This window comes from uncultured Lawsonella sp., assembly GCF_947252745.1.
Taxonomy (GTDB): Bacteria; Actinomycetota; Actinomycetes; order Mycobacteriales; family Mycobacteriaceae; genus Lawsonella.
In genome coordinates this window covers 84,039-104,733 of the sequence record NZ_CAMXWW010000004.1, presented here as the reverse complement: position 1 = coordinate 104,733, position 20,695 = coordinate 84,039, and the positions used below count along the sequence as shown (strand labels likewise).

The window sequence follows — 20,695 nt, the reverse complement described above, 5'->3', positions numbered from 1 at the left end:
AGGAGGAATAGTGCGTCGGCGCTTTACCGAAGCAGCTGTCCTATGCAGCACGCTGGCTCTTCTCACCGGCTGTATGGCCAAAGCACCGAATGCACAAATTGGGCAACCTGCCCCAAGCGTAAAAACGGGCGGTAGCGATGTGCTGGGGCTCGTCACCGATCAGCTGGAGGCTGGATTTAACCCGCATTCCGCCGGAGACCGCACCCTCACAACAGATATCGTCGCTAGTCTTACTCTCCCCAGCGTGTTCCTCCCACGCCCTACCGAGGGAACAACGAGCCAGACTGCGGTCGTCGATTCCACTACTTGGATTCTTAACGAGGCGCTAGTGCGCTCTGCAAAGGTCACTAGTGAAGAACCTTTCCAGGTCACCTACCAGATTCAACCAGGTGCACAGTGGGGTGGAAGCCCTCCGGTACCGGTCGAAGCCCGCGACTTTAGCTACCTCTGGCGAGTCATGATGAACGCCCCGGAGATCGATACCACCGCCGGCTATGACCTCATCACCTCGGTGGAGGGAAAAGGCGACGGTAAAACTGTCGTCGTCACTTTTTCTCGCGTTTATGCCCAGTGGCGCACGCTTTTTCAACACCTTCTTCCATCCCAATTCCTTAATGACATTCCGGGGCTCTCCCAGTTACAGCAGACCATTCCATTCTCAGCAGGTGCCGCCACTGTCCGCTCGGTGGATTTGGAACGGGGTCAAATTACTCTCATGCCGAACGACAAGTTCGTGACGGGTGCTCGTATGGCCTCCGACTCTATCCGGATCCAACGACAAAATACCTCCGACCAGATTGCGGAGGGGCTGCGTTCGGAAAGTGTTCAAGCGGGCTATGCCCAGGGCGACTCACTCACCCCCACCAGGTTGAATGCCGTACCCGGAGTCAGCGCCACCTACGTGTGGCGGCCCCGCCAGCTAGCGCTTTCCATTAATGCAGCGTCCTCCCTGGTAGGTGGACAGCCTGCCGTCTCACGCGCACTCCTCAGCCTCATCGATGTGCGGCTAGTGGCGCAGTTGGCCGCAAACCGCCTCAGCAGTGTTGCCAGTGGTGATGTTCCGGCAGTCGCGGTGCCCCGCGTTATCACAGTCCCGCCCCAGCGCGCCGGCGTCTACCCTGTCTCGCCTACTGAACGAGAACTCGCTACCCAAGGAATAGAGGTTCTGCACAATGCCGGGTGGGTTCGACATGATCGGCGCATTACCACCCCCCAAGGGCACAATCGTGCCATTGTTATCGGCACTGTGCGAGGCGATGTCGAAGCGCTGGCTGCCGCCACCGCTATTGCCGACCAATTGAGCCAGGCTGGTTTCCCCGCCATTGTGCAGGACACCACAGCTGCCGACCTCTACGGTTTCTGGTTACCGCGCGGCAAGGTCGACCTAGTGCTAGGGTGGCACACTACCGACCAGTCGGTTATTGCCAGTGTGTCGAGTCGTTTTCACTGCACCACGGGGGACGCGGTTCGCTCAGCGCCTGCCCGCATACAGTCCGCGCAGCTCGATCCGCTAGCCTCTTCCGCGACGGGAAACGACTATCGTCGCAAAGAAATCTCCGCGCAGATAGCTGCGGCTAAAGACCACCAAGGGGTCGATCCGCAGACCGGCAGTACTCTGCAGGCCCTACGAGCTGAATATGATGCCGCTCCAACGGAAGAAGCAGGGAATCATGCGGATCAGCCGCTTACCCGGCATGTCCAACAAGGTAGTCGCGGAGCTAACGCGTCGGGCACCTGCGATCCGGAACTGCAAACGCTCGTAGGAGATATGCGACGGGTGACCGACTCGCAGCCGCCAACCGCGCAGGTCGCGCTAGCTAAACCATTCCTGCACAAAATTGAGCAGCGGCTGTGGGAACTCGGGCTTGTCCTCCCCATCTGGCAAGAAACACTCCTGGAAGCACGCGGTACGCGGATCTCTAACCCCACCCGCGAGCTGCTGGGTACGCCCTCGTTGGGATTCTTCTACAACGTCTCCCAATGGACAGTCACCCCCACCGAACAAGAGAAAGCAGCCCAATAATGCCCACAACATCCGCGTTGACGGCAACCGTGGGCGAGGATCCGCTGCGTATCCTCGCCATCCATGCCCATCCTGATGACGAAACTCTATACACCGGTGGAACCCTTGCAGCCTACCGTGCAGCCGGTGCGGAGACAGCAGTACTGACGTGCACACTAGGTGAAGAAGGCGAAGTTATCGGATCGACCTATGCACAATTGGTTGTTGCGGCGGGCGGAGCCGACCAATTAGGCGGTTACCGCATCCATGAACTGACTGGAGCACTCCAAGCTCTGGGTGCTGGTACTCCACATTTCTTGGGGGGAGCTGGCCACTTTCGCGATTCTGGGATGTTGAGCACTCCTGCTAACGACCACCCACGAGCTTTCCTTGGTGCAGACCCAGAGCATGTCGCAGACCTGATGGCCTGTTGGATTCGGTGGATGAGACCGCACATTGTGCTGGTCTATGACGATGCGGGAACATACGGACACCCCGACCACATCCGCGCCCACCAATGTGGCGTTCGTGCCGTGCACACAGCCGCCCAGCAGGCGGACACCAGCGTGGCTCAGCTGAGGGAGGCGGGTATGCTGGCGGACCCACAGTGGACTGCGGACTACCAGCAGCGTCATCACACGGTTCTCACTCCTGGCGAGTCACTGGTTGTGGAGGATGATGCGCTGTCAGCAGCATGGGATGTACCACTGGTTTACTGGATGATGCAGTCTGAACGGCGGGTGGCTGCGGGCTTAGCGGACATCGCAGACGCTATTCCCGCACAATGGACACTGCCTGCTGCTTGCGACATCTTCGCCACCGATGATGCCGCTGCCACACACACCGTCACTTTGGATAGTGCGGCCTATGCCGCCAAAGTAGCAGCCTTGCAGGCACACGCTACTCAGGTGACGGTCTTTCAGGCACCTGAGGGGCCAGTGTCCTTCGCCATGTCGAATAACATCGCACAACCCTTGCTACACACTGAAGAGTTTCGGCTGGTACGGCAATCTCACCATGTTGACGCTGCAGACCCAACTGATATTGCAGCTGGGCTAGCAGCTATTAAACTGGAGACCGACTCTGCCGAATGGCAGCCTTGTGATGAATCGGGTGTTTCTCTACGCCCACCCCAAACGTGCTAGATCTAGCGTACTGATCTGGAAAGGAAAGACATCGTGGCATACGTCATCGCGCAACCTTGTGTTGATGTCCTCGACCGCGGTTGCGTGGAAGAGTGCCCGGTGGACTGCATCTACGAAGGCGACCGCATGCTCTACATCCACCCCGATGAGTGCGTAGACTGCGGTGCCTGCGAGCCCGCCTGCCCTGTGGAAGCCATCTTCTATGAGGATGACGTTCCGGACGAATGGTCTGAGTACACCCAGACCAACATCGACTTTTTCGACGAATTGGGGTCCCCGGGTGGAGCTGCCAGCGTCGGCCGCACCGGTACCGACACTGACTTCGTCGCCTCCCTACCCCCACAAAACGAAGGCGAATAACGTCTATGCCCTACGCACCCCGCAAACGAACCCCTGTCGCTGCGGGTCTCCCGGTCTTCCCCTGGGACACGCTAGCCGAGGTGCGCGACCTCGCAGCACGCCACCCAGATGGAATCGTCGATCTCTCGGTCGGCACCCCGGTCGACAACGTCGACCCCTTCATCCAGAGTGCGTTGGAAGAGGCAGCGGAGGTTCCCGGTTACCCACAAACTATCGGTACCGAGGACCTTCGTCAGGCCTGTGCTCATGCACTGACTCGCCGCTACGGCACAATCGACCTCGATCCAGCTACTCAGGTACTCCCAGTCATTGGGACGAAGGAACTTATCGCCTGGCTGCCTACTCTCTTAGGTTTGGGGGAGAAGCATACAGTGGTGATCCCGGAGATTGCCTACCCTACGTATGAAGTAGGTGCGCTCTTGGCGGGGTGTTCCGTCGTGCGAGCAGACGGGACTGCACAGGTGGGTCCGCTGGCTCCAACGCTGATGTACCTCAATACCCCCTCGAACCCCACCGGCAAGGTACTCCCGGTCGAACACTTGCGGAAGATAGTCGATTGGGCGCGTGAGCGCGGCGTGATTATTGCTTCTGACGAGTGCTACCTGGGTCTGTGCTGGGAGGGGACAGCTCCCTCCATCCTCGATCCGGAAGTATGTGGTGGCGACACCCGTAACCTGCTTGCTATTCACTCGCTGTCGAAGACATCCAATATGGCAAGTTACCGATCCGGATTTGTGGTGGGTGATCCCGAACTTGTCGGCGAGCTTCTTGCAGTGCGGAAGCATGCCGGCCTGATGATGCCGACGGTAGTGCAGCACGCCAGTGCCGCGGCACTCCGGGATGACCGCCACGCCGGCGAGCAGTATGACCGGTACCGGCACCGCCGTGACATGCTGAAGGCTGCACTTGAATCGGCTGGTATGCAGATTGATGAGTCTGCTGCAGGGCTCTACCTGTGGACCACGAACGGCACTCCTTGCCGTGAGCTTACCCACTGGTTTGCAGAGCGCGGCATCTTGGTGGCCCCCGGTGAGTTTTATGGTCCACGCGGTAGTGAACATGTGCGTATCGCTCTTACTGCTACTGACGAGCGTATCGCCGCAGCCTGTGACCGGCTGCGCGCTGAGACGGTCTAGTCTAGTAGTGCTCGGACGGTAGCCTACATCGCGCGGACTGGGTCGAGACGAGTAGACACGTCTTCCGCATGGTGTGGTTGCGTGCTGATTCTTATAGACACGATAGAAGAGGCTGGCTCCCCCCCCCCCTATAAAAGAGGAGGGGTAGGCCGGCCTTTAGCTGTCTATCTGTCTTAGAGACTAGCTAGCAGCCTAGGAGGTCGTCTTGTCGACTGATGCGCTGGGGACTGGGGGTACCTCAACTGGGTGCCGCTTCCGCCAGGCATGGTTAATCGCCCCGAGTACTGCCAGAATAATGACCACGACAATGGTGGCGAAGAGCTGGTTGCGAGTGGTCTCATCTGTGAACATGAGGATGGTGAGACCAGCCATCAAGGCGAGCGCGAGCCATGTGAGGTAGGGGTAGGCCCACATCTTGACGCTCAGCGAGCCCTCTTTTTCGAGCTCAGGCCGGAGCTTCAGCTCGGAGATGGCGATGGAGGCCCATACCACCAGGAGGATTGCCCCCACCGAATTGAGGAGGAAGACGAGCAGCCCAGGTAGTTCTAGGTAGTTCAACCCCACCGAAACGAATCCGAAGAAGACGCTGATGAGCAGCGCATTAAAGGGAACACCGGTACGTGAGATTTTGGTGAGGACTTGCGGTCCGTGACCACGCTTAGCCAGGGAGAACATCATCCGAGAGGTGGCGTAGATCTGGGCGTTAAATGCGCTCAGCAGTGAGAGCACGATGATCGCTTCCATGAAGGTGACGACACCCGGCAAGTGTGCCTGCTGGAGCACGGCCGTAAAGGGGCTCTCTGCTGCGTTTTCAGCTCCCTGCAGTTGATCCCAGGGCAACAGGAAGGTGATGACGAGGATGGAGCCTAGGTAGAAGACGGAGATGCGGAAGATGACGGAGCGCACTGCCTTCGCAATGGAGAGGCTGGGATTGTCGGATTCAGCAGCTGCGATAGTGACGATTTCTATACCGCCGAAGGCAAAGGCGACAGCTAGCAGACCGGCGGCGATACCGCTCCAGCCCTTCGGCATGAAACCGCCGCGGCCGAGGAAGTTGGTGAAGCCCACGGGTTCGGTTCCGGGGAGCACACCGAAGATCAGCAGTACACCAATGATGAGGAAGAGCACGATAACGGTAACTTTGATGGCAGCAAACCAAAACTCAAATTCGCCGAAGCCCTGCACCTGCGCAAGATTTACGATGGTGAAGAAGATCATGCAGACGAGTGCTGGAATCCAGGGTGAGCAGTGGAACCACTGTCCCATAATGCTTGCAGCGCCTGTCATTTCCGCGCCTAGTACGAGGATAAGCATGAACCAGTAGAGCCAGCCGATAACGAAGCCGCCGGTCCGTCCGAACGCCATCTCCACGTAGGTAGAGAAGGAGCCACTGGCGGGGCGGGCGGCACTGAGTTCTCCCAGCATCTGCATGACGAGCACTACAATAATGCCGGCTGCGACATAGGAGACCAGAATAGCGGGGCCCGCTGCATGAATGCCCTGGCCGCTACCTAAAAAGAGGCCAGCACCGATGGCGGAGCCCAGTCCCATCATGGTGAGATGTCGAACCTGGAGACCTTGCTGCAGTCCAGTTCCACTCGCGGGGGTGCTGGATGTCGCGGCTTGCGACGCAGACGTGGAGTTGTGGGGAGACACAGGGGTGGGCTCAGCCATAAGACCTTCTTAGGGGCTAGTTGCTATGGAGGCTGTCGTTCAGCTCGATCCCAACTCTGCCATATTTCACGGCTTCAATGGCACCCGTGAGTGAATTTCGACGGAACAGGACATTGTCGCGTCCGGCCAACTCGACTGCTTTGACCTCGGCGGGTTCGCCATCGAGATGGCTCACGACTTTGGCGCCGGCAGTGATGTAGAGGCCTGCTTCCACTACGCAGTCGTTGCCAAGCGGGATACCCAGGCCGGAGTTGGCGCCCAGCAGGCACCGCTCGCCGATGGTGATGTGCTGGGTACCACCACCGGATAGCGTGCCCATGATGCTGGCGCCGCCGCCGATATCGGAGCCGTCACCAACTGTGACGCCCTGGGAGAGACGACCTTCTACCATGGAGACACCGAGAGTGCCGGCGTTGAAGTTGACGAAGCCTTCGTGCATCACCGTGGTGCCTTCAGACAGGTAGGCGCCCAGACGGACACGGTCGGCGTCGGCAATGCGTACACCGGAGGGGATGACGTAGTCGACCATTCGGGGGAAGCGATCGACACTGTAGACGGTGACGGGGCCACGTTGGGCCAGTCTCAAGCGGGTGATGTCGAAGTCATCTACTGCGCAGGGGCCAAAGTTGGTCCACACCACATTCTGCAGGACCCGGTAGAGGGTTTTGAGGTTGATGGTGTTGGGCTTCACTAGTCGGTGTGAGAGGAGGTGTAGCCGAAGGTAGGCGTCATATGCGTCGATCGGTGCGGTAGAGAGGTCGCTGATGACCGTCTCCACGGCGACGCGTTCGACGTTACGGGCTGAGTCGTAGCCCAGCAGGTGCTCCCAGCTGGGATTGAGATCGTCGGGAGTGAGCTTGTGGGTGTAGCCCTCGCCGTCGGTGGACTCTTGTAGAACCGGGTCGATGTACCAGGTGTCCAAAACTTTTCCGTCGGTGGTGACGGTCGCGATTCCGCGGGCAAACGCTCCATACGTGGTCATAGAATTCAGCTTACTGGACTGGTGAAATGTGTGCTACTTCACTAGTTACGGCGTCGTTAACGATAAAGTGAACTCTCGCCGGACACTCCTTAAACACTCTTGGCGGCCGTAGACTGAGAGAGTGACAATGGAAATCCCTATGATGCTTGACCCCCGCCGCGACCCGATCTCCCTGACACAGGACTTCGTCGATATTCCTTCCGAGTCCCAGGATGAGACTGCTATCGCTGACGCGGTTGAGCGAGGCTTCCGCACTATCGTGCAAACCGACCACCCCACGGTGACCGTCGATCGTATCGGCAATTGCGTTGTCGCCCGAACGCACCGCGGACTTCCCACACGCGTGGTTCTCGCCGGACACCTCGATACGGTACCGATCGCAGAGAACGTCCCCAGCTTGCGCGCGCCAGGAGACCAGGGTCCGGACTGTATCCACGGGTGTGGCAGCGTCGACATGAAGTCGGGCGATGCCGTCTTCTACCACCTCTTCTATGCGCTAGCCGACGACCCGGGACTACAGCAGGACATGACCCTCGTCTACTACGACTGTGAGGAAATAGACGCCCGCTTCAACGGATTGGGAACTCTGCAACGCGACTACCCAGAGCTCATTAGAGGAGATATATCGATCCTCGGAGAGCCGTCCGGAGGGTGGATCGAAGCAGGCTGCCAAGGAACCATGCGTATCCGCATTGAGGGGCACGGGGTTCGAGCGCACTCTGCCCGTGCTTGGATGGGAGAGAACTCCATCCATGCTCTTAGCCCAGTACTTGCCAAGCTTGCCGCCTATGAAATACGGGAAGTCGAGATTGACGGATGCGTCTATCGGGAGGGTCTCAATGCCGTGCGGATGGCTGGCGGCATTGCCGGAAACGTCATTCCCGATGAAGCCTGGGTGGAAGTTAACTTCCGTTTCGCTCCCGACCGCACCGAATACGAGGCTTTAGGCTACGTCTGTGACACCCTCGGACTGTCCCTAGAGGGTATTACCGACACCGTGGCAGGGACCCGTCAAGACGCCGTCACCCACGGCCTCACCTGGGAAATCCTTGATATGTCGGGCGGTGCCCTGCCTGGTCTGTCAGCGCCCGCAGCGACTCCGCTCGTCGCAGCAGCAAACGGCAAGGTCCGTGCTAAATATGGGTGGACGGACGTTTCTCGTTTCGCTGCGATGGGGATGCCGTCGGTGAATCTGGGGCCGGGGGATCCCTCCTTAGCACACAAACGTGACGAGCACTGCCCGGTGAAGCACATTACCGAGGTCACCGAGATTATGCGGATCTACCTCACCACCCCTTCAGAAAAGGAATAACCGTGAAAAGCACGAACACCAACCACAACGCCATGCACCAGTCTGCTGCCTCCTATATGCGAGGTCCGGTGTTACGGCGGCGCACCCAGGTGCGGCAGGGCGGGTCAACAACCGACTCACGACTGCTGCAGCCCCAACCTGACGTAGATTGGCTGCACACTGACCCCTGGCGCGTCATGCGCATTCAGTCGGAGTTTGTGGACGGTTTCGGTGCCCTCGCTGAAATGCCCCCCGCCGTCAGCGTGTTCGGATCGGCCCGTACTACCGAAGAGAGCAAGTGGTACCAGGCCGCCCATGCCGTGGCGGGCGAACTGTCAAAGGCAGGCTATGCCGTTATCACCGGTGGTGGACCGGGAGAGATGGAAGCGGCAAATAAAGGCGCAGTGGAAGCAAAAGGCTTCTCGGTCGGTCTGGGAATTGAGTTACCGTTCGAACAGAAGATCAATCACTGGGTCGACCTCGGCATGAACTTCCGCTACTTCTTCATTCGGAAGACGATGTTCGTCAAGTATTCGCAGGCCTTCGTCTGCATGCCCGGTGGCTTCGGTACCCTTGACGAGCTTTTTGAGGCCCTCACTCTGGTGCAGACCAAGAAGATCTGGCGCTTCCCCATCGTGTTGTTCGGAACAGAATTCTGGGGACCGCTGATGGAGTGGATTACCTCCACCCTGCTGGAGGAAGACATGATTTCTGCTGGTGACGAGAAGCTGCTGTACCTGACCGACTCTCCCGAGGACGCGGTTCGGCATATTATTGAAGTTCACCAGCACCAGGTTGATCACCTCGAAAACACTTTGGCGTGTAAGGACAACGACGTGTTCGAAGCCACGCTGGAAGAAGAACGCCACGAAGAAGCAGAATCGGAATGACAGAAACCCCTCACTCCTCCTCTCCAACTGCAAGTAGTGACAGCACAGGTGTACCCCTATGGCATGACCGAACCGTCATGCGTCCCACCTGGACGTTGGAGGAGCTGATGGCGGCCAAAGGAGAGCAGTGCGTCTCCGTGGTTATTCCCACCCTCAATGAGGGAGCCCATATCGGTGCCGTCGTGGGGTCGATTGTTCCCTACGTAGGCGGCCTGGTGGATGAGATCATCGTCATCGACTCTGCTTCTACCGATGATACGGTGGAGCAGGCGTGTTCCGCAGGGGCGACGGTTCGGCAACTCGCCGAGATACTTCCCGAGGTGCCTGTGAGGTTGGGGAAAGGGGAATCGCTGTGGCGAGGGATAGCGGCCTGTGGCGGTGACATCGTTGTCTTCATTGATGGTGATTTGAAACGCCCCGATCCGCGCTATGTGCCGTGGTTGGTGGCCCCCTTGCTGCTTGATGGAGCCGCGCCTCCCACCGGCGATGCGACCGCCTACGCTAGCGGGGGGATACCCCGCATTGACATGGTGAAAGGTTTCTATCGTCGCCCGCTGGGAGACACTCGGGATGGGGGAGGACGGGTCACCGAGTTGGTTGCCCGCCCTCTGCTGGCGTCCCTCTGCCCTGAAGCACGCTTTCTTATTCAGCCACTGGGGGGTGAATACGCATTGCGTCGGCATGTGGCGGAACGTCTGCCGTTTGCAGCCGGCTACGGTGTGGAAATCGGACTGATTATGGATGTGGTGGCACTTTGGGGTGCCGACCACATCTGCCAGGTGAATTTGGGGGTGCGGGAGCACCGTAACCGTCCCCTTCACCAACTTGGCCGCATGTCGCGAGAAGTCGCCGATACCGTCCTCCGCAAGGCTGGGATGATGCCCGAAGACGCTCCTTTGGTACAGTTTGCTGCCGCCAGACACGATTCCACCAGTTACACGACGTACCATCCAGTGGAGATCGCGGCGCTAGAAGAGGATCGTCCCCCTTTGGTGACGGTACCCTCGTATGTAGCGGCTCGGCAGTCCGTTGCGTCGGGTGAGAGAGTTCAGAGGAGGAGATTGTGGGCGTAGGCGCCTGGGTAGCGATCTGTATTGTCGTCGGCGTCGTTGGCGCTGTGGTGACATTTCTCTTGACCACGTGGGGCTTCCTCCCCAAACAGCGGAGTTTGCCGGAGCTGCCAGCCACTGCAGAGACTTTTCTGCCCGCCCGCGGTATCCGTTCCGTGGATGTGGAGAACCTTCGGTTCCATGCGGAAAAGCGGGGTTATGATCGCCGTGAAGTGGACTGGGCACTGGCCCAAATTGCCGCCGAGTTTGCCCGTATCGAAAGCCGTAGCACGCCCTCTGACAAGCAAAAATAGCTCATAGACATTGGCATTTCCCCTTGAAATGAGAGACAATGGAACTCGAGCGTATTTCGAAAATAGGAGGAAGCACGGCATGGCGGCAATGAAACCCCGCACTGGCGATGGACCCATGGAAGCTGTCAAGGAAGGCCGCATGATCATTATGCGTGTCCCCCTGCAGGGAGGTGGCCGTCTCGTTGTCGAGCTGACCCCTGATGAGGCTGCTGAACTTGGCCAGGAGCTGTGCAACGTCGAGGCCTAACACAGACTTGTCGCAATGTCCGTCGGAAATCCGACGGACATTGTCGTTTCTGAGGGGCCATTTCGAGAAGGATCCGCATGCTAAACGATGTCGTCACCTATTTGGCCGATCCGTTGACAGGAGAACCACTGTCCTGGAGAAGCGATGCCCAGCGCACCCTCATCACGCCTTCTGGACGCTGCTATGACGTCGCAAAACAGGGGTTTGTCACTCTCTTCGGCAGTGGACGTAGCTTCCCGGGAGACACTGCCCACATGGTCATGAACCGTGCTGCGTTCCTTGCGAGTGGCCTTTACGAACCACTGGCAAACAGAATAGCCACGGTGGCCGCCGCACAGCTTATCGACATTACTGGGCAGCCAGTGCTCGTCGACATGGGGGCAGGGACAGGCTACTACACACAGGCTCTGCAGAACGCGTTGCCGGAAGGAACCGTAACTATCGCCGCTGATATTTCTGCCCCAGCAGCAAAGCGGCTGGCTAAACTTCCCGGTACAACAGGAGCTCTGGTAGCTGACGTGTGGCAGCGTTGGCCGCTGCAGGATGCGTGTGCAGACCTGGTTACCCATATTTTTGCCCCACGCAATTCTGCCGAGGCGGCCCGTGTCCTGCGGCCAGGAGGGATACTGCTCATCGCTACACCCACTCAAGCACACCTGCGGGAGCTCGTTGCTGCGGGGATTGCCGTCCACGTTGATGAGCAGAAAACGGCACGATTACAGCGGGGGCTAGCAGCAGACTTTGTGGAGACTATCTGTGAGCGGTGTGAGTGGGTGCTGACTCCGACATCCCAGCAGATTGAGCAGATCATTACGATGGGACCGTCGAGCTACCACAATGACGCCGCATGTTTGTCCTTGATAGCAGAAAACCTGGCAAGCACTGCTCACCAGGTCCACTGCTCAGTAGAGGTCCGTTGCTATCAGCGCAAGGATTCGTAAAGATCGCACGTCTGCTTGGCAATAGCACGCCAAGAGAAGTCATTGACGGCTCGCAAACGGCCAGCCGCGCCCATACTGGTAGCGAGTGTCGCATCAGACACCACAGCATTCACCGCCGCAGCAAGATCATGCTGGAACGTGAGCGGATCCATTTCATCGTAGTGGACCAAAGTCCCGGTGGAACCATCCACCACCACCTCTGGGATACCGCCCACATCGGAGGCAACGACGGCAGTATTGCACGCCATCGCTTCGAGGTTGACGATCCCGAGTGGCTCGTACACAGACGGACACACGAACACAGACGCGGCACTGAGGACTTCCACAACCTGGTGGTGGGGCAGCATATCTTGAGCCCAGAAGACACCGGGGCGGGATTCCTGCAATTCCTGGACAGCAGCTTCTGTCTCGGCTTTGATCTCTGGAGTGTCTGGGGCGCCCGCGCAGAGGACGAGCTGTACGTCGGGGGCAAAATCGTGGGCTGCCGCAAGTAAATGCTTGACACCCTTTTGCCGGGTGATACGGCCCACGAATGCCACGATCGGAAGGTCTGGGTTTACCCCGAGTTTGGTGAGCAGCGAGTCCTCCCCGGCCGCCTCAAAAGTTGGGGAAGGTTGCCAGTCTTCGGTATCAATGCCATTGAGGATGACGTGCACCTTGCCGGGATCAACTCGCGGATAGGTGCGCAGGATTTCCTCCCGCATCTTGGAACTGACACCGATAATGGCATCGGCGTATTCGATAGCGTTCTTCTCCGACCACGAGGAGATACGGTAGCCGCCACCCAGCTGTTCTGCCTTCCAAGGGCGGGAAGGCTCCAAAGAGTGCGCCGTCACCACATGGGGAATACCGTTGAGCTGGGCGGTAAGGTGGCCCGCAAAACCGGTGTACCACGTATGGGTGTGAACGACCGCGGGGTCGGTGCTACTCGCCTGGTGAGCCATACGCAGCTGTGTTGACAGCATAGAGATAGAGGCGTTGGCGTCTGCCAACTTGGGATCGGGACCGTACACGTAGGCGTCCTCACGGGGTGCTCCCATGCAGTGCACGTCAACATCACAGAAGCTACGGAGGTTCTTGGCTAGCTCGGTGACGTGTACACCAGCGCCGCCATAAACCTCGGGGGGATATTCTCGGGTCATCAATGCCACTCGCATAGCTCAAACGGTACTCGACTAGTAGCGGTGCAGCGACTACTTTTGTCCACTTTGACAACCCTTTCTCTGACTTCGCGGAGTTTTTCACAAGCAAGGAAGCTGCCCAGTTCGTAGGTCATCCGGTGCGCCAACAGAACTCAAGCGAGAAAACAACAAATGTTGTCTAGAGGTTAAATTCCTGGCAACCAGAGAAAAAGGGGGTTCCTTCTGTGGGTAAGTACAGTAATTTTGAAAATGTGATTGAGCAGCCCCATGTCCTTTGTATTGTTCTAGCCGGTGGTGAGGGTAAGCGGCTCTACCCGCTTACTGCTGACCGGGCGAAGCCTGCAGTTCCATTCGGCGGTAACTACCGATTGGTGGACTTCGTGCTATCCAATCTCGTTAACGCGGGATATGACCGTATATGTGTTTTGACGCAGTACAAGTCTCACTCACTCGACCGTCACATTGCGCAAACATGGCGTATGACCGGTATCACCGGTGGATACATTGCTCCGGTGCCAGCTCAACAGCGCCTCGGGCCTCGCTGGTACACCGGCTCGGCCGATGCCATCGCTCAATCGTTGAACCTTGTCTACGACGAAGAACCCGACTACATCATCGTGTTCGGTGCTGACCACGTCTATCGGATGGATCCACAGCAGATGGTCGATCAGCACATCAAATCCGGTGCCGGAGTGACTGTAGCCGGCATCCGTGTTCCGCGTAAGGACGCGACAGCGTTCGGCTGCATCGAAGCTGACGAGAATAACCGCATCACGGAATTCCTCGAAAAGCCGGAGGAGCCCCCCTGTACTCCGGATGACCCCGATGTCACCTTCGCGTCGATGGGTAACTACGTCTTCAGTACCAAGGTACTGCTCGACGCCATCAAGGAAGACAACGTCAACGAAGACTCCAACCACGACATGGGTGGCGACATCATCCCCGCGCTGGTGGAAAAGCAGCAAGCCTACGTTTACGACTTCAGCAACAACTATGTACCGGGCGAGACGGAACGCGACAAAGGCTACTGGCGAGACGTCGGTACCATCGATGCCTTCTATGAGGCGCACATGGATCTCGTCTCCGTGTACCCCATCTTCAACCTGTACAACGAGCGCTGGCCTATCCGTTGTGGACGCGAGAGCCTGGCCCCCGCCAAGTTCGTCAACGGTGGTATCGCGCAGGAATCCATCGTTGGTGCAGGATCGATCATCTCGCAGGCCACTGTACGTAACTCAGTAATCTCCACCAACGTCCGTGTCGACGAGGGTGCCCTGGTAGAAGGTGCAGTCTTGCTTCCCGGCGTCCATGTGGGCAAGGGTGCAGTAGTGAAACACTGCATTCTGGACAAGAATGTGCAGGTTGCGCCGGGCGAGGTTATTGGTGTGGATAGCGAAAACGACAAAGCGCGCTTTAATGTTTCCGCCGGCGGAGTGGTGATAGTCGGTAAGAATGAAACGATCGGAACTTTAGAGGACTAACTAGCCTCGTCGGCTGAGAAGCGGACGATAAATATGGAGGGTGGTGGGCGCACTCAGTGCTCACCACCCTCCATAAGTCTTCTCAATGATGTGTCTATACCTCGTACTAACCTCACGGGGGACAACGCTTAGTTCGTCTCGAAGGCTGTGCGTTTATTTCCGGCGAGCCACTGTCATACCCGCATCGAGGGGAAGACGGAAAACCTCGAAGTCTTCTGTCTCGGCCAACATATCAGCCAAAGTAGCGGCTGCAATCGCCGCATCGTCGGCGGCGTTAGCTGCCTCTGCCGGGTCCATCGATTCCAGGAAGCGACCATCTGCCAATGAATTAGGCAGCAGCAGAATTCCGCCAGAGCGCAGGAGGCGGGCTGAGGTCTCGACAAAAAGACCAAGCTGATCGGCGACATCCTCGACGAAAACGAGGTCATAGGCGCCGTCGGCAAGACGGCTCATCACGTCGAGAGGAAGCCCGGTGATAGGACGCAGCAGGACTCCCGCAGGCTTTTCCTCTCCATAGCGTTGCCGGGCATGGTCGACGAGTTCAGGCTGTGGATTGACGAGTGTGACTACTCCACCGTCGGGCATACCATGGGCAATGCTGAGAGCTGCCACCGCGCCCGAGTGGGAGACTACGGCTGCAGTTTTCACACCAATTAGTGAGGTCACCATTGTGACCGCTTCGGAAGCAATGGGGGAGAGTGGTGTCAGCCCCATGTCGAGGCAGTCCTGCCGCGCCTCGCTCAGAGTGGGGGTTTCAACGATGTTGGACACAATGGAATCTACGAGCTCAGTCACATTTTCAGCCTAACGAGATTACTTCCACGGGTGAGGGTGAAACACCCTGCATGCTCTAGTTTATGCAAATAAATACGGTGTGACGAGCGGTTTTAAAACTCACAGAGAAAACACAGACTAATTCCAGTGCTCTCGCAAGGCTCATCCCGATACTCGTAGTGTCCGCTTCGATCCCGTTGGGGTTCGAGTGAGGACATATGAAAGGACACACCACGATGATCACGATGCCCAAGCGATCCGCGGTAAAAACCCGCGCTCTGGCATCGACGAGTGCAGACGACAATCGACAAGCTGCCATCTCTTCTGCCCCCTCCATCACTCATGCTTCTGTCAGCTCCGCTGCTCCTTCCTTGGAGAGTTGGGATGACATTGTGCGTACATACGCCGATTCTGTTTACCGGCTTGCATACCGGCTAAGTGGTAATGCCCAGGACGCGGAGGACCTCACCCAAGAAACATTCATTCGAGTGTTCCGCTCGCTGGACCGCTACCGTCCTGGCACCTTCGAAGGCTGGCTGCACCGCATCACCACTAACCTCTTTCTGGACCAGGTTCGGCACCGTTCTGTGGTCCGCATGGAGGCACTTCCGGAGGATACCGAGAGGGTAGCATCCAATTCTGCCGGCCCCGCAGTCCTCATGGATGACAAACTGCTTCATCCTGATTTGCAGCAGGCACTCGACGCCCTCTCCCCGGACTACCGTGTTGCTGTTGTCCTTTGTGACATCGAAGGGCTCAGTTACGAAGAGATTGCTGACCTTCTAGGGGTGAAGATCGGCACCGTTCGTTCCCGCATTCACCGTGGACGAGCACAGCTGCGCGCACAATTAGGGAACGTTCGCCCCGTACTCGGCTAATTTTTCTGGAAGCTCTGCCTTCGCTGCTAGCTTGCGTCAAGCTCCGTATACTCGACATGTACGCACAAAACCTCCCCGAAGATGTTCTCGAGGCTACTGGCGAAAGGTAGGTTTGGGGCCATATGACCGCATCATTCGGTTCCACGGAGCATCTTTCTGAAGAAGCCATCACCGCCTACGTCGATGACGCTATGCCTAGCTATGTTCGTATCAGGACAGAGCGTCACCTGCACGACTGCCCAGAATGCAGAGCGCTTGTCGAAGAACAGGCGCAAGCTCGTGAACAGCTTCGGCAAGCCAGTGAACCATTGGGAACCCCGGGAACGCTGCTGCGTAAACTCAACGCCATCCCCGCCAACGATGCCGTTCTCCGTAACATTGCTGCTAATCAGGGCTATGCTGCTGCAACCCAGTATGCGGTCGAGAATGATATGGTGAGCACCCTGCACACAATCGCCCAGCAGGGAGAAATCCGTGCAGAATGGCGGGCATTGGGCGCGTATATTCGTGTGCATATCCGCAAAGTCACCCACTGTCTTTCCGACAAGTGGCAGCGCGGCTTTAGGAATGAGTGAAGGCGGTAGAAAAGCGTTATGTTTAGCAACATTGGATGGGGTGAGATCCTCGTCATCTTAGTTGTAGCAGTGGTTATCTTGGGCCCGGACCGGCTACCGGAAGCGACCCGTCATCTTGCCAAAGGACTCCGTAAACTGCGCGACTGGGCAAATAACGCACAAGGCCAGCTTAAAGAGAGTGTTGATGAGGATTTCGGAGACCTCAAGGACCTCCAAAAGCCCGTCAAAGAGATTGCACGCATCAAAGCGATGGGCCCTAAAGCAGCAGCAGTGCACTATCTGCTCGACGATGACGAGTCCATTTTGGATGTTGATCCCGGAGTCAAAGAGCTCACGCTCGATTTGAAGGAACTGACGGGTCTTAATGAACTCGACGAGTCTCCCTTCCAGGCTGCGCCCGACCAGCCGGTACGTGGGCCACACGAGTCTGCGATTGATGCCTCTTCGGGGGCGACAACCCACGCCCATTCCGACCCCACGTCCGCACCGGCAGCAGGCTGGGACGGACCGTCATCGACTCCACAGCAGGCTGCTTTTAGCTCAGACGGCCTAGCGCACTATCGTCCGCAGCAGAACACGAGTGGTCCTGCTACACCAGGAGCGCCTCTGACCGTCGGCGATAGCTGGGAGGAAGCAGGCGCTGACGAAGTGGAAATTTCTTTCGACGACGAAGACTAACGGGGTGGCAGAGAACGTCTCTCTGCCACCCCGTCGCCGTGTTTTTAGAGTTCTAATTCGGGTTAATACCGAGGGACTTACCGACCAGGCTTTGCCGCTGCTGTAGGAGCTGGTCCACGATGGAATTGAAGGTCTGGGCCACGGTGCTCTCCGGATGAGTGAGGACGATAGGCGTGCCTTCATCCCCGCCCTCACGTAGGCGGACGTCCATGGGAACCTGGCCCAAGACATTAACTCGGTATCCGAGGATGCGGGTGAGGTCCATTGCGACGGTCATGCCACCTCCGCTGCCAAACATCTCCACTTTCGAGCCGTCGGGCAGTTCCATCCATGACATATTTTCGATAACCCCAGCAACGTTCTGACGGGTCTGCTTGGCCATCATACCGGAGCGCTCAGCAACTTCTGCGGCTGCAGTTTGCGGCGTGGTCACAATGAGCAGTTGTGAATTGGGCAGCAGGGAGGGGATGGAAAGTGCAATGTCACCAGTTCCGGGGGGAAGATCGAGCAGGAGGAAGTCGAGATCTCCCCAGTACACATCGGTAAGGAACTGCTGGAGTGCACGGTGTAGCATTGGGCCCCGCCAGACCACCGGGGCGTTGCCAGCTGTGAACTGGGCAATGGAGATGCACTTTACACCGTGCGCTTCCGGCGGCATCATCATGTCGTCAACTTTGGTGGGGGACTGTGTCGAGCCCAGCATTGGGGGGATCGAGTGTCCGTAGATATCAGCGTCGAGAACGCCCACTTTGAAACCGCGCTGTGCCAAGGTAACTGCCAGATTGACGGTCGTGGACGATTTTCCGACACCACCTTTGCCCGAGGTGACGGCGTAGATGGTGGTACGGTTGCCCGGCTTATTGAAGAGGATCTCTTTTTGCGCACCGGGGCCTTGGAGTTTTTGCCGCATTTCTCGTCGTTGTTCGTCTGTCATTACCCCGAGAGTGACGTCCACACCCGTCACGCCTGCAACACGTGAGACAGCGGTGGTAACTCCTTCACGGAGGGCAGACTGCATGGGGCAGCCAGCAATGGTGAGGAGGATTTTTACGGAGACGTGCCCGTCGTCGGCAATGTCAACACTGTCGACCATTCCCAGATCGGTAATGGGGCGGTGAATCTCCGGGTCGTGAACAGTGACAAGGGCAGCTTGTACTGCGTCGAGAGTTACAGCGGTCATAGGCTCTAGTGTAGCGAGCAGAAGGAAGAGTTATCGAGTGGGCTCGCTGTTGGCGTCAGCGGTCTCCCCTGGGGTGTGGAGCTGCTCCTCAGTAGCGTCCATTCTTTGAATTGCACCAGCAGTTTCAGACTTTGGAGTAGTGGTCGGGGGAGCTGCTGTTGCTTGTACAGCAGCAACTTGCTCCAATCGAGAACTAATCTGCTCCAACATTTCTCGCATCTCGTCAAGTTCGTGGCGCAAATAGTCGCGAGTTGCTGTCTCGCCAATGGCAATACGGACACCGGCCAACTCGCGAGCCAGGAACTCGGTATCGGCTTTTGTCTGTGCGGCACGTTCGCGGTCTTCCTGGAGGCTCACCCGGTCCCGGTTCTCTTGGCGGTTTTGTGCCAAGAGAATGAGGGGTGCAGCATAGGCAGCTTGGGTGGAGAAAGCGAGGTTGAGGAGGATGAAGGGATAGGGGTCAAAGGCGTGGCGGGCAAGCACAATGTTCAGAACAATCCATCCCACCACGAAAACAGTTTGATAGGCCAGATACTTACCGGTGCCCAGGAACCGGGCGACGACTTCGGCACCACGGCCGACGGCTTCCGCGTCGAATATCCTTCGACGGCGTCCACTGAGCTGGGGGATATCGAGGCGAGTACGGTTATCGGCCATCGCTGACCTCCCTTACTGCCATTTCCTCTTCACGCCAGTCATCGGGAAGAAGGTGATCCAGGAGGTCATCTACGCTGACGGCACCGAGCAGGTGACCAACATTGTCGATGACCGGGCCGCAGACCAAGTTGTACGTGGCGAGGTAACGGGCGACGGCTTCTGTGGAAGCCTCTGGGGTGAGGGCCGGGAGGTTGGTGTCAACGTAGTCGCCGATAAGTGTGGATGGGGGTTCGCGGAGAAGCCGCTGTGTGTGCACAACACCCAGATATTTGCCGGTAGGTGTCTGTGCCGGAGGCCGTACGACGTACACCAAAGAAGATAGAGCAGGCGAGAGTTCCGGGTTGCACACATGGGCGAGGGCTTCTGCCACAGTGGTTTGTGCATTTAGGATGATAGGTTCCGGGGTCATGATGCCACCTGCGGTATCGGGGCTGAAGGTGAGGAGTCGACGTACCGTGCCAGCGTCCTGTTTGTTCATGAGGTTGAGGAGTCGCTCCGCTTCCTGGTCAGGCATTTCGCCGAGGACGTCGGCCGCATCATCCGGGTCCATAGCCTCTAGAACGTCCGCCGCGCGGGACAAGGGGAGGGCGGTGAGAAGGTCGGCCTGGTCATCGTCGGGGAGTTCCTGAACGATGTCGGCGAGGCGCTCATCATCGAGAACAGTAGCGAGTTCGAGACGTCGCTTCTGTGGCAGATTGAGGATGGCGGAGGCTGCATCGGCCGGGCGCATGTCTTCATAGCGCTGTGCGAGGACAGTAGCGTCTTGTTCATTGTTGAGGACGCTGGCATTGGAAAAACCGCGGATGAATTCCCATTCAACCAGGTAGACGGCACCTCGGCGGGAGAAGGGGCCGGTTCTGCGACGCACCGCCAGGCGAGACACCACCCAGTCACGACTGCGAGTTTGCTCAATTTCCACATCCGTCACGACAGCTTGTTGTCCGTCGAGTTCTTCGATTTCGGGGTCTCGCACCTGTACGAGCGAATCGACCATCTCGCCTAGTACTTGAATTTCGGTGGGCTGCTGTTTGAATGAACGCACCGTGACATTACCAGTGACAAGCGTGACAGCAGATCCGGAGAAGCTAGCAACACGCAGCATCGGGAGGAAGATACGGCGGCGATTGAGAAGCTGGATGACGAGTCCGACAGCGCGAGGGGAGGAGGTAGGGTCCTGCAGGGTGAGGACGACGTCTCGGACACGACCGATGGATTCTCCATCTGGGCCAAGCACGACAAGGTTGTCTAGCCGCCCCACGAAAACACGGTTGGGTGAGCTCATAGGTTTAGTCTAGTGCG

At 58.0% G+C, this 20,695-nt stretch carries 21 protein-coding genes; 14 read left to right on the top strand and 7 right to left on the bottom strand.

Annotated elements, in window-relative coordinates:
* Nucleotides 1-10: 10 nt before the first annotated feature.
* Genes Q0X28_RS05395 through dapC form a run of 4 tightly spaced genes read left to right on the top strand, consistent with a single transcriptional unit; the run spans nt 11 to nt 4,643 of the window.
* Nucleotides 11-2,023: an ABC transporter substrate-binding protein gene (locus Q0X28_RS05395; protein ID WP_298576987.1), complete on the top strand. Its 2,013-nt coding sequence runs from the start codon at nt 11-13 to the stop codon at nt 2,021-2,023.
* Complete coding sequence (locus Q0X28_RS05390; protein ID WP_298576985.1) at nt 2,023-3,147, top strand: PIG-L family deacetylase; 1,125 nt, start codon at nt 2,023-2,025, stop codon at nt 3,145-3,147. Before Q0X28_RS05395 ends, Q0X28_RS05390 begins: the two co-directional genes overlap by 1 nt.
* A 33-nt stretch (nt 3,148-3,180) precedes the next feature.
* Nucleotides 3,181-3,507: a ferredoxin gene (gene fdxA / locus Q0X28_RS05385; protein WP_296237534.1), complete on the top strand. Its 327-nt coding sequence runs from the start codon at nt 3,181-3,183 to the stop codon at nt 3,505-3,507.
* Nucleotides 3,508-3,512: 5 nt separating this feature from the next.
* Nucleotides 3,513-4,643, top strand: a complete 1,131-nt coding sequence (gene dapC, locus Q0X28_RS05380; protein ID WP_296237532.1) for a succinyldiaminopimelate transaminase — start codon at nt 3,513-3,515, stop codon at nt 4,641-4,643.
* A 192-nt stretch (nt 4,644-4,835) separates the two neighbouring features.
* On the opposite strand, the gene Q0X28_RS05375 is transcribed toward dapC, so the two are convergent.
* Complete coding sequence (locus Q0X28_RS05375; RefSeq protein WP_296237734.1) at nt 4,836-6,197, bottom strand: amino acid permease; 1,362 nt, start codon at nt 6,195-6,197, stop codon at nt 4,836-4,838.
* A 136-nt stretch (nt 6,198-6,333) separates the two neighbouring features.
* Nucleotides 6,334-7,299, bottom strand: a complete 966-nt coding sequence (gene dapD, locus Q0X28_RS05370) for a 2,3,4,5-tetrahydropyridine-2,6-dicarboxylate N-succinyltransferase (RefSeq protein ID WP_296237531.1) — start codon at nt 7,297-7,299, stop codon at nt 6,334-6,336.
* A 127-nt stretch (nt 7,300-7,426) separates the two neighbouring features.
* Between dapD and dapE the strand changes: the two genes are divergently transcribed.
* From dapE to Q0X28_RS05340, 6 genes are all read left to right on the top strand, one after another.
* Nucleotides 7,427-8,611 (top strand): succinyl-diaminopimelate desuccinylase, encoded by a 1,185-nt coding sequence (gene dapE / locus Q0X28_RS05365; RefSeq protein ID WP_296237733.1) that lies wholly within the window; start codon nt 7,427-7,429, stop codon nt 8,609-8,611.
* Between the two features lie 56 nt (nt 8,612-8,667).
* A complete protein-coding gene (locus Q0X28_RS05360; protein WP_296237731.1) occupies nt 8,668-9,480 on the top strand; it encodes a TIGR00730 family Rossman fold protein in 813 nt (270 codons plus the stop codon).
* Nucleotides 9,477-10,553 carry a glucosyl-3-phosphoglycerate synthase gene (locus Q0X28_RS05355; RefSeq protein WP_298576980.1) on the top strand — a complete coding sequence of 359 codons (1,077 nt, stop codon included), beginning with the start codon at nt 9,477-9,479 and terminating at the stop codon, nt 10,551-10,553. Before Q0X28_RS05360 ends, Q0X28_RS05355 begins: the two co-directional genes overlap by 4 nt.
* Entirely contained in the window at nt 10,544-10,843 is a 300-nt protein-coding gene (locus Q0X28_RS05350) for a DivIVA domain-containing protein (RefSeq protein ID WP_296237527.1), read from the top strand. Before Q0X28_RS05355 ends, Q0X28_RS05350 begins: the two co-directional genes overlap by 10 nt.
* A 79-nt stretch (nt 10,844-10,922) precedes the next feature.
* Complete coding sequence (locus Q0X28_RS05345; protein WP_064503641.1) at nt 10,923-11,090, top strand: DUF3117 domain-containing protein; 168 nt, start codon at nt 10,923-10,925, stop codon at nt 11,088-11,090.
* Nucleotides 11,091-11,167: 77 nt separating this feature from the next.
* Nucleotides 11,168-12,031 (top strand): methyltransferase domain-containing protein, encoded by an 864-nt coding sequence (locus Q0X28_RS05340; protein ID WP_296237524.1) that lies wholly within the window; start codon nt 11,168-11,170, stop codon nt 12,029-12,031.
* Here the strand turns inward: Q0X28_RS05340 and glgA are convergent.
* Nucleotides 12,013-13,188: a glycogen synthase gene (glgA, locus tag Q0X28_RS05335; RefSeq protein WP_296237522.1), complete on the bottom strand. Its 1,176-nt coding sequence runs from the start codon at nt 13,186-13,188 to the stop codon at nt 12,013-12,015. The genes Q0X28_RS05340 and glgA overlap by 19 nt on opposite strands.
* 236 nt (nt 13,189-13,424) lie before the next feature.
* Between glgA and glgC the strand changes: the two genes are divergently transcribed.
* Nucleotides 13,425-14,654, top strand: coding sequence for a glucose-1-phosphate adenylyltransferase (gene glgC / locus Q0X28_RS05330; protein ID WP_298576977.1), 1,230 nt, complete (start codon nt 13,425-13,427; stop codon nt 14,652-14,654).
* A 153-nt stretch (nt 14,655-14,807) separates the two neighbouring features.
* Here glgC and Q0X28_RS05325 read toward each other — a convergent pair whose 3' ends face one another.
* Nucleotides 14,808-15,449 (bottom strand): O-methyltransferase, encoded by a 642-nt coding sequence (locus Q0X28_RS05325; protein ID WP_296237519.1) that lies wholly within the window; start codon nt 15,447-15,449, stop codon nt 14,808-14,810.
* Nucleotides 15,450-15,646: 197 nt separating this feature from the next.
* On the opposite strand from Q0X28_RS05325, the gene sigE reads away from it, so the two are divergent.
* From sigE to tatB, 3 genes are all read left to right on the top strand, one after another.
* Complete coding sequence (gene sigE, locus Q0X28_RS05320) at nt 15,647-16,306, top strand: RNA polymerase sigma factor SigE (RefSeq protein WP_298576974.1); 660 nt, start codon at nt 15,647-15,649, stop codon at nt 16,304-16,306.
* 122 nt (nt 16,307-16,428) lie between these two features.
* A complete protein-coding gene (locus tag Q0X28_RS05315; protein ID WP_296237517.1) occupies nt 16,429-16,881 on the top strand; it encodes a zf-HC2 domain-containing protein in 453 nt (150 codons plus the stop codon).
* 18 nt (nt 16,882-16,899) lie between these two features.
* Nucleotides 16,900-17,559, top strand: coding sequence for a Sec-independent protein translocase protein TatB (gene tatB / locus Q0X28_RS05310; RefSeq protein ID WP_298576972.1), 660 nt, complete (start codon nt 16,900-16,902; stop codon nt 17,557-17,559).
* A 52-nt stretch (nt 17,560-17,611) separates the two neighbouring features.
* On the opposite strand, the gene Q0X28_RS05305 is transcribed toward tatB, so the two are convergent.
* From Q0X28_RS05305 to Q0X28_RS05295, 3 genes are read right to left on the bottom strand one after another with little or no spacing between them, the layout of a single operon-like run.
* Nucleotides 17,612-18,739, bottom strand: coding sequence for an Mrp/NBP35 family ATP-binding protein (locus tag Q0X28_RS05305; protein WP_298576970.1), 1,128 nt, complete (start codon nt 18,737-18,739; stop codon nt 17,612-17,614).
* A 30-nt stretch (nt 18,740-18,769) separates the two neighbouring features.
* Complete coding sequence (locus Q0X28_RS05300) at nt 18,770-19,396, bottom strand: DUF1003 domain-containing protein (RefSeq protein ID WP_296237511.1); 627 nt, start codon at nt 19,394-19,396, stop codon at nt 18,770-18,772.
* Complete coding sequence (locus Q0X28_RS05295) at nt 19,386-20,678, bottom strand: magnesium transporter MgtE N-terminal domain-containing protein (protein ID WP_296237509.1); 1,293 nt, start codon at nt 20,676-20,678, stop codon at nt 19,386-19,388. Before Q0X28_RS05295 ends, Q0X28_RS05300 begins: the two co-directional genes overlap by 11 nt.
* Between the last annotated feature and the right edge of the window lie 17 nt (nt 20,679-20,695).

Excerpts from the sequence above, each read along its gene's own strand:
- Q0X28_RS05360 (WP_296237731.1), top strand. The coding sequence starts at position 8,668 with ATGCGAGGTCCGGTGTTACGGCGGCGCACCCAGGTGCGGCAGGGCGGG.
- Q0X28_RS05390 (WP_298576985.1), top strand. The coding sequence starts at position 2,023 with ATGCCCACAACATCCGCGTTGACGGCAACCGTGGGCGAGGATCCGCTG.
- Q0X28_RS05300 (WP_296237511.1), bottom strand. The coding sequence starts at position 19,396 with ATGGCCGATAACCGTACTCGCCTCGATATCCCCCAGCTCAGTGGACGC.
- Q0X28_RS05375 (WP_296237734.1), bottom strand. The coding sequence starts at position 6,197 with ATGATGGGACTGGGCTCCGCCATCGGTGCTGGCCTCTTTTTAGGTAGC.
- dapE (WP_296237733.1), top strand. The coding sequence starts at position 7,427 with ATGGAAATCCCTATGATGCTTGACCCCCGCCGCGACCCGATCTCCCTG.
- dapD (WP_296237531.1), bottom strand. The coding sequence starts at position 7,299 with ATGACCACGTATGGAGCGTTTGCCCGCGGAATCGCGACCGTCACCACC.
- glgA (WP_296237522.1), bottom strand. The coding sequence starts at position 13,188 with ATGCGAGTGGCATTGATGACCCGAGAATATCCCCCCGAGGTTTATGGC.
- Q0X28_RS05340 (WP_296237524.1), top strand. The coding sequence starts at position 11,168 with ATGCTAAACGATGTCGTCACCTATTTGGCCGATCCGTTGACAGGAGAA.
- dapC (WP_296237532.1), top strand. The coding sequence starts at position 3,513 with ATGCCCTACGCACCCCGCAAACGAACCCCTGTCGCTGCGGGTCTCCCG.
- sigE (WP_298576974.1), top strand. The coding sequence starts at position 15,647 with ATGAAAGGACACACCACGATGATCACGATGCCCAAGCGATCCGCGGTA.
- Q0X28_RS05305 (WP_298576970.1), bottom strand. The coding sequence starts at position 18,739 with ATGACCGCTGTAACTCTCGACGCAGTACAAGCTGCCCTTGTCACTGTT.
- tatB (WP_298576972.1), top strand. The coding sequence starts at position 16,900 with ATGTTTAGCAACATTGGATGGGGTGAGATCCTCGTCATCTTAGTTGTA.
- Q0X28_RS05295 (WP_296237509.1), bottom strand. The coding sequence starts at position 20,678 with ATGAGCTCACCCAACCGTGTTTTCGTGGGGCGGCTAGACAACCTTGTC.
- Q0X28_RS05315 (WP_296237517.1), top strand. The coding sequence starts at position 16,429 with ATGACCGCATCATTCGGTTCCACGGAGCATCTTTCTGAAGAAGCCATC.
- Q0X28_RS05355 (WP_298576980.1), top strand. The coding sequence starts at position 9,477 with ATGACAGAAACCCCTCACTCCTCCTCTCCAACTGCAAGTAGTGACAGC.
- Q0X28_RS05345 (WP_064503641.1), top strand. The coding sequence starts at position 10,923 with ATGGCGGCAATGAAACCCCGCACTGGCGATGGACCCATGGAAGCTGTC.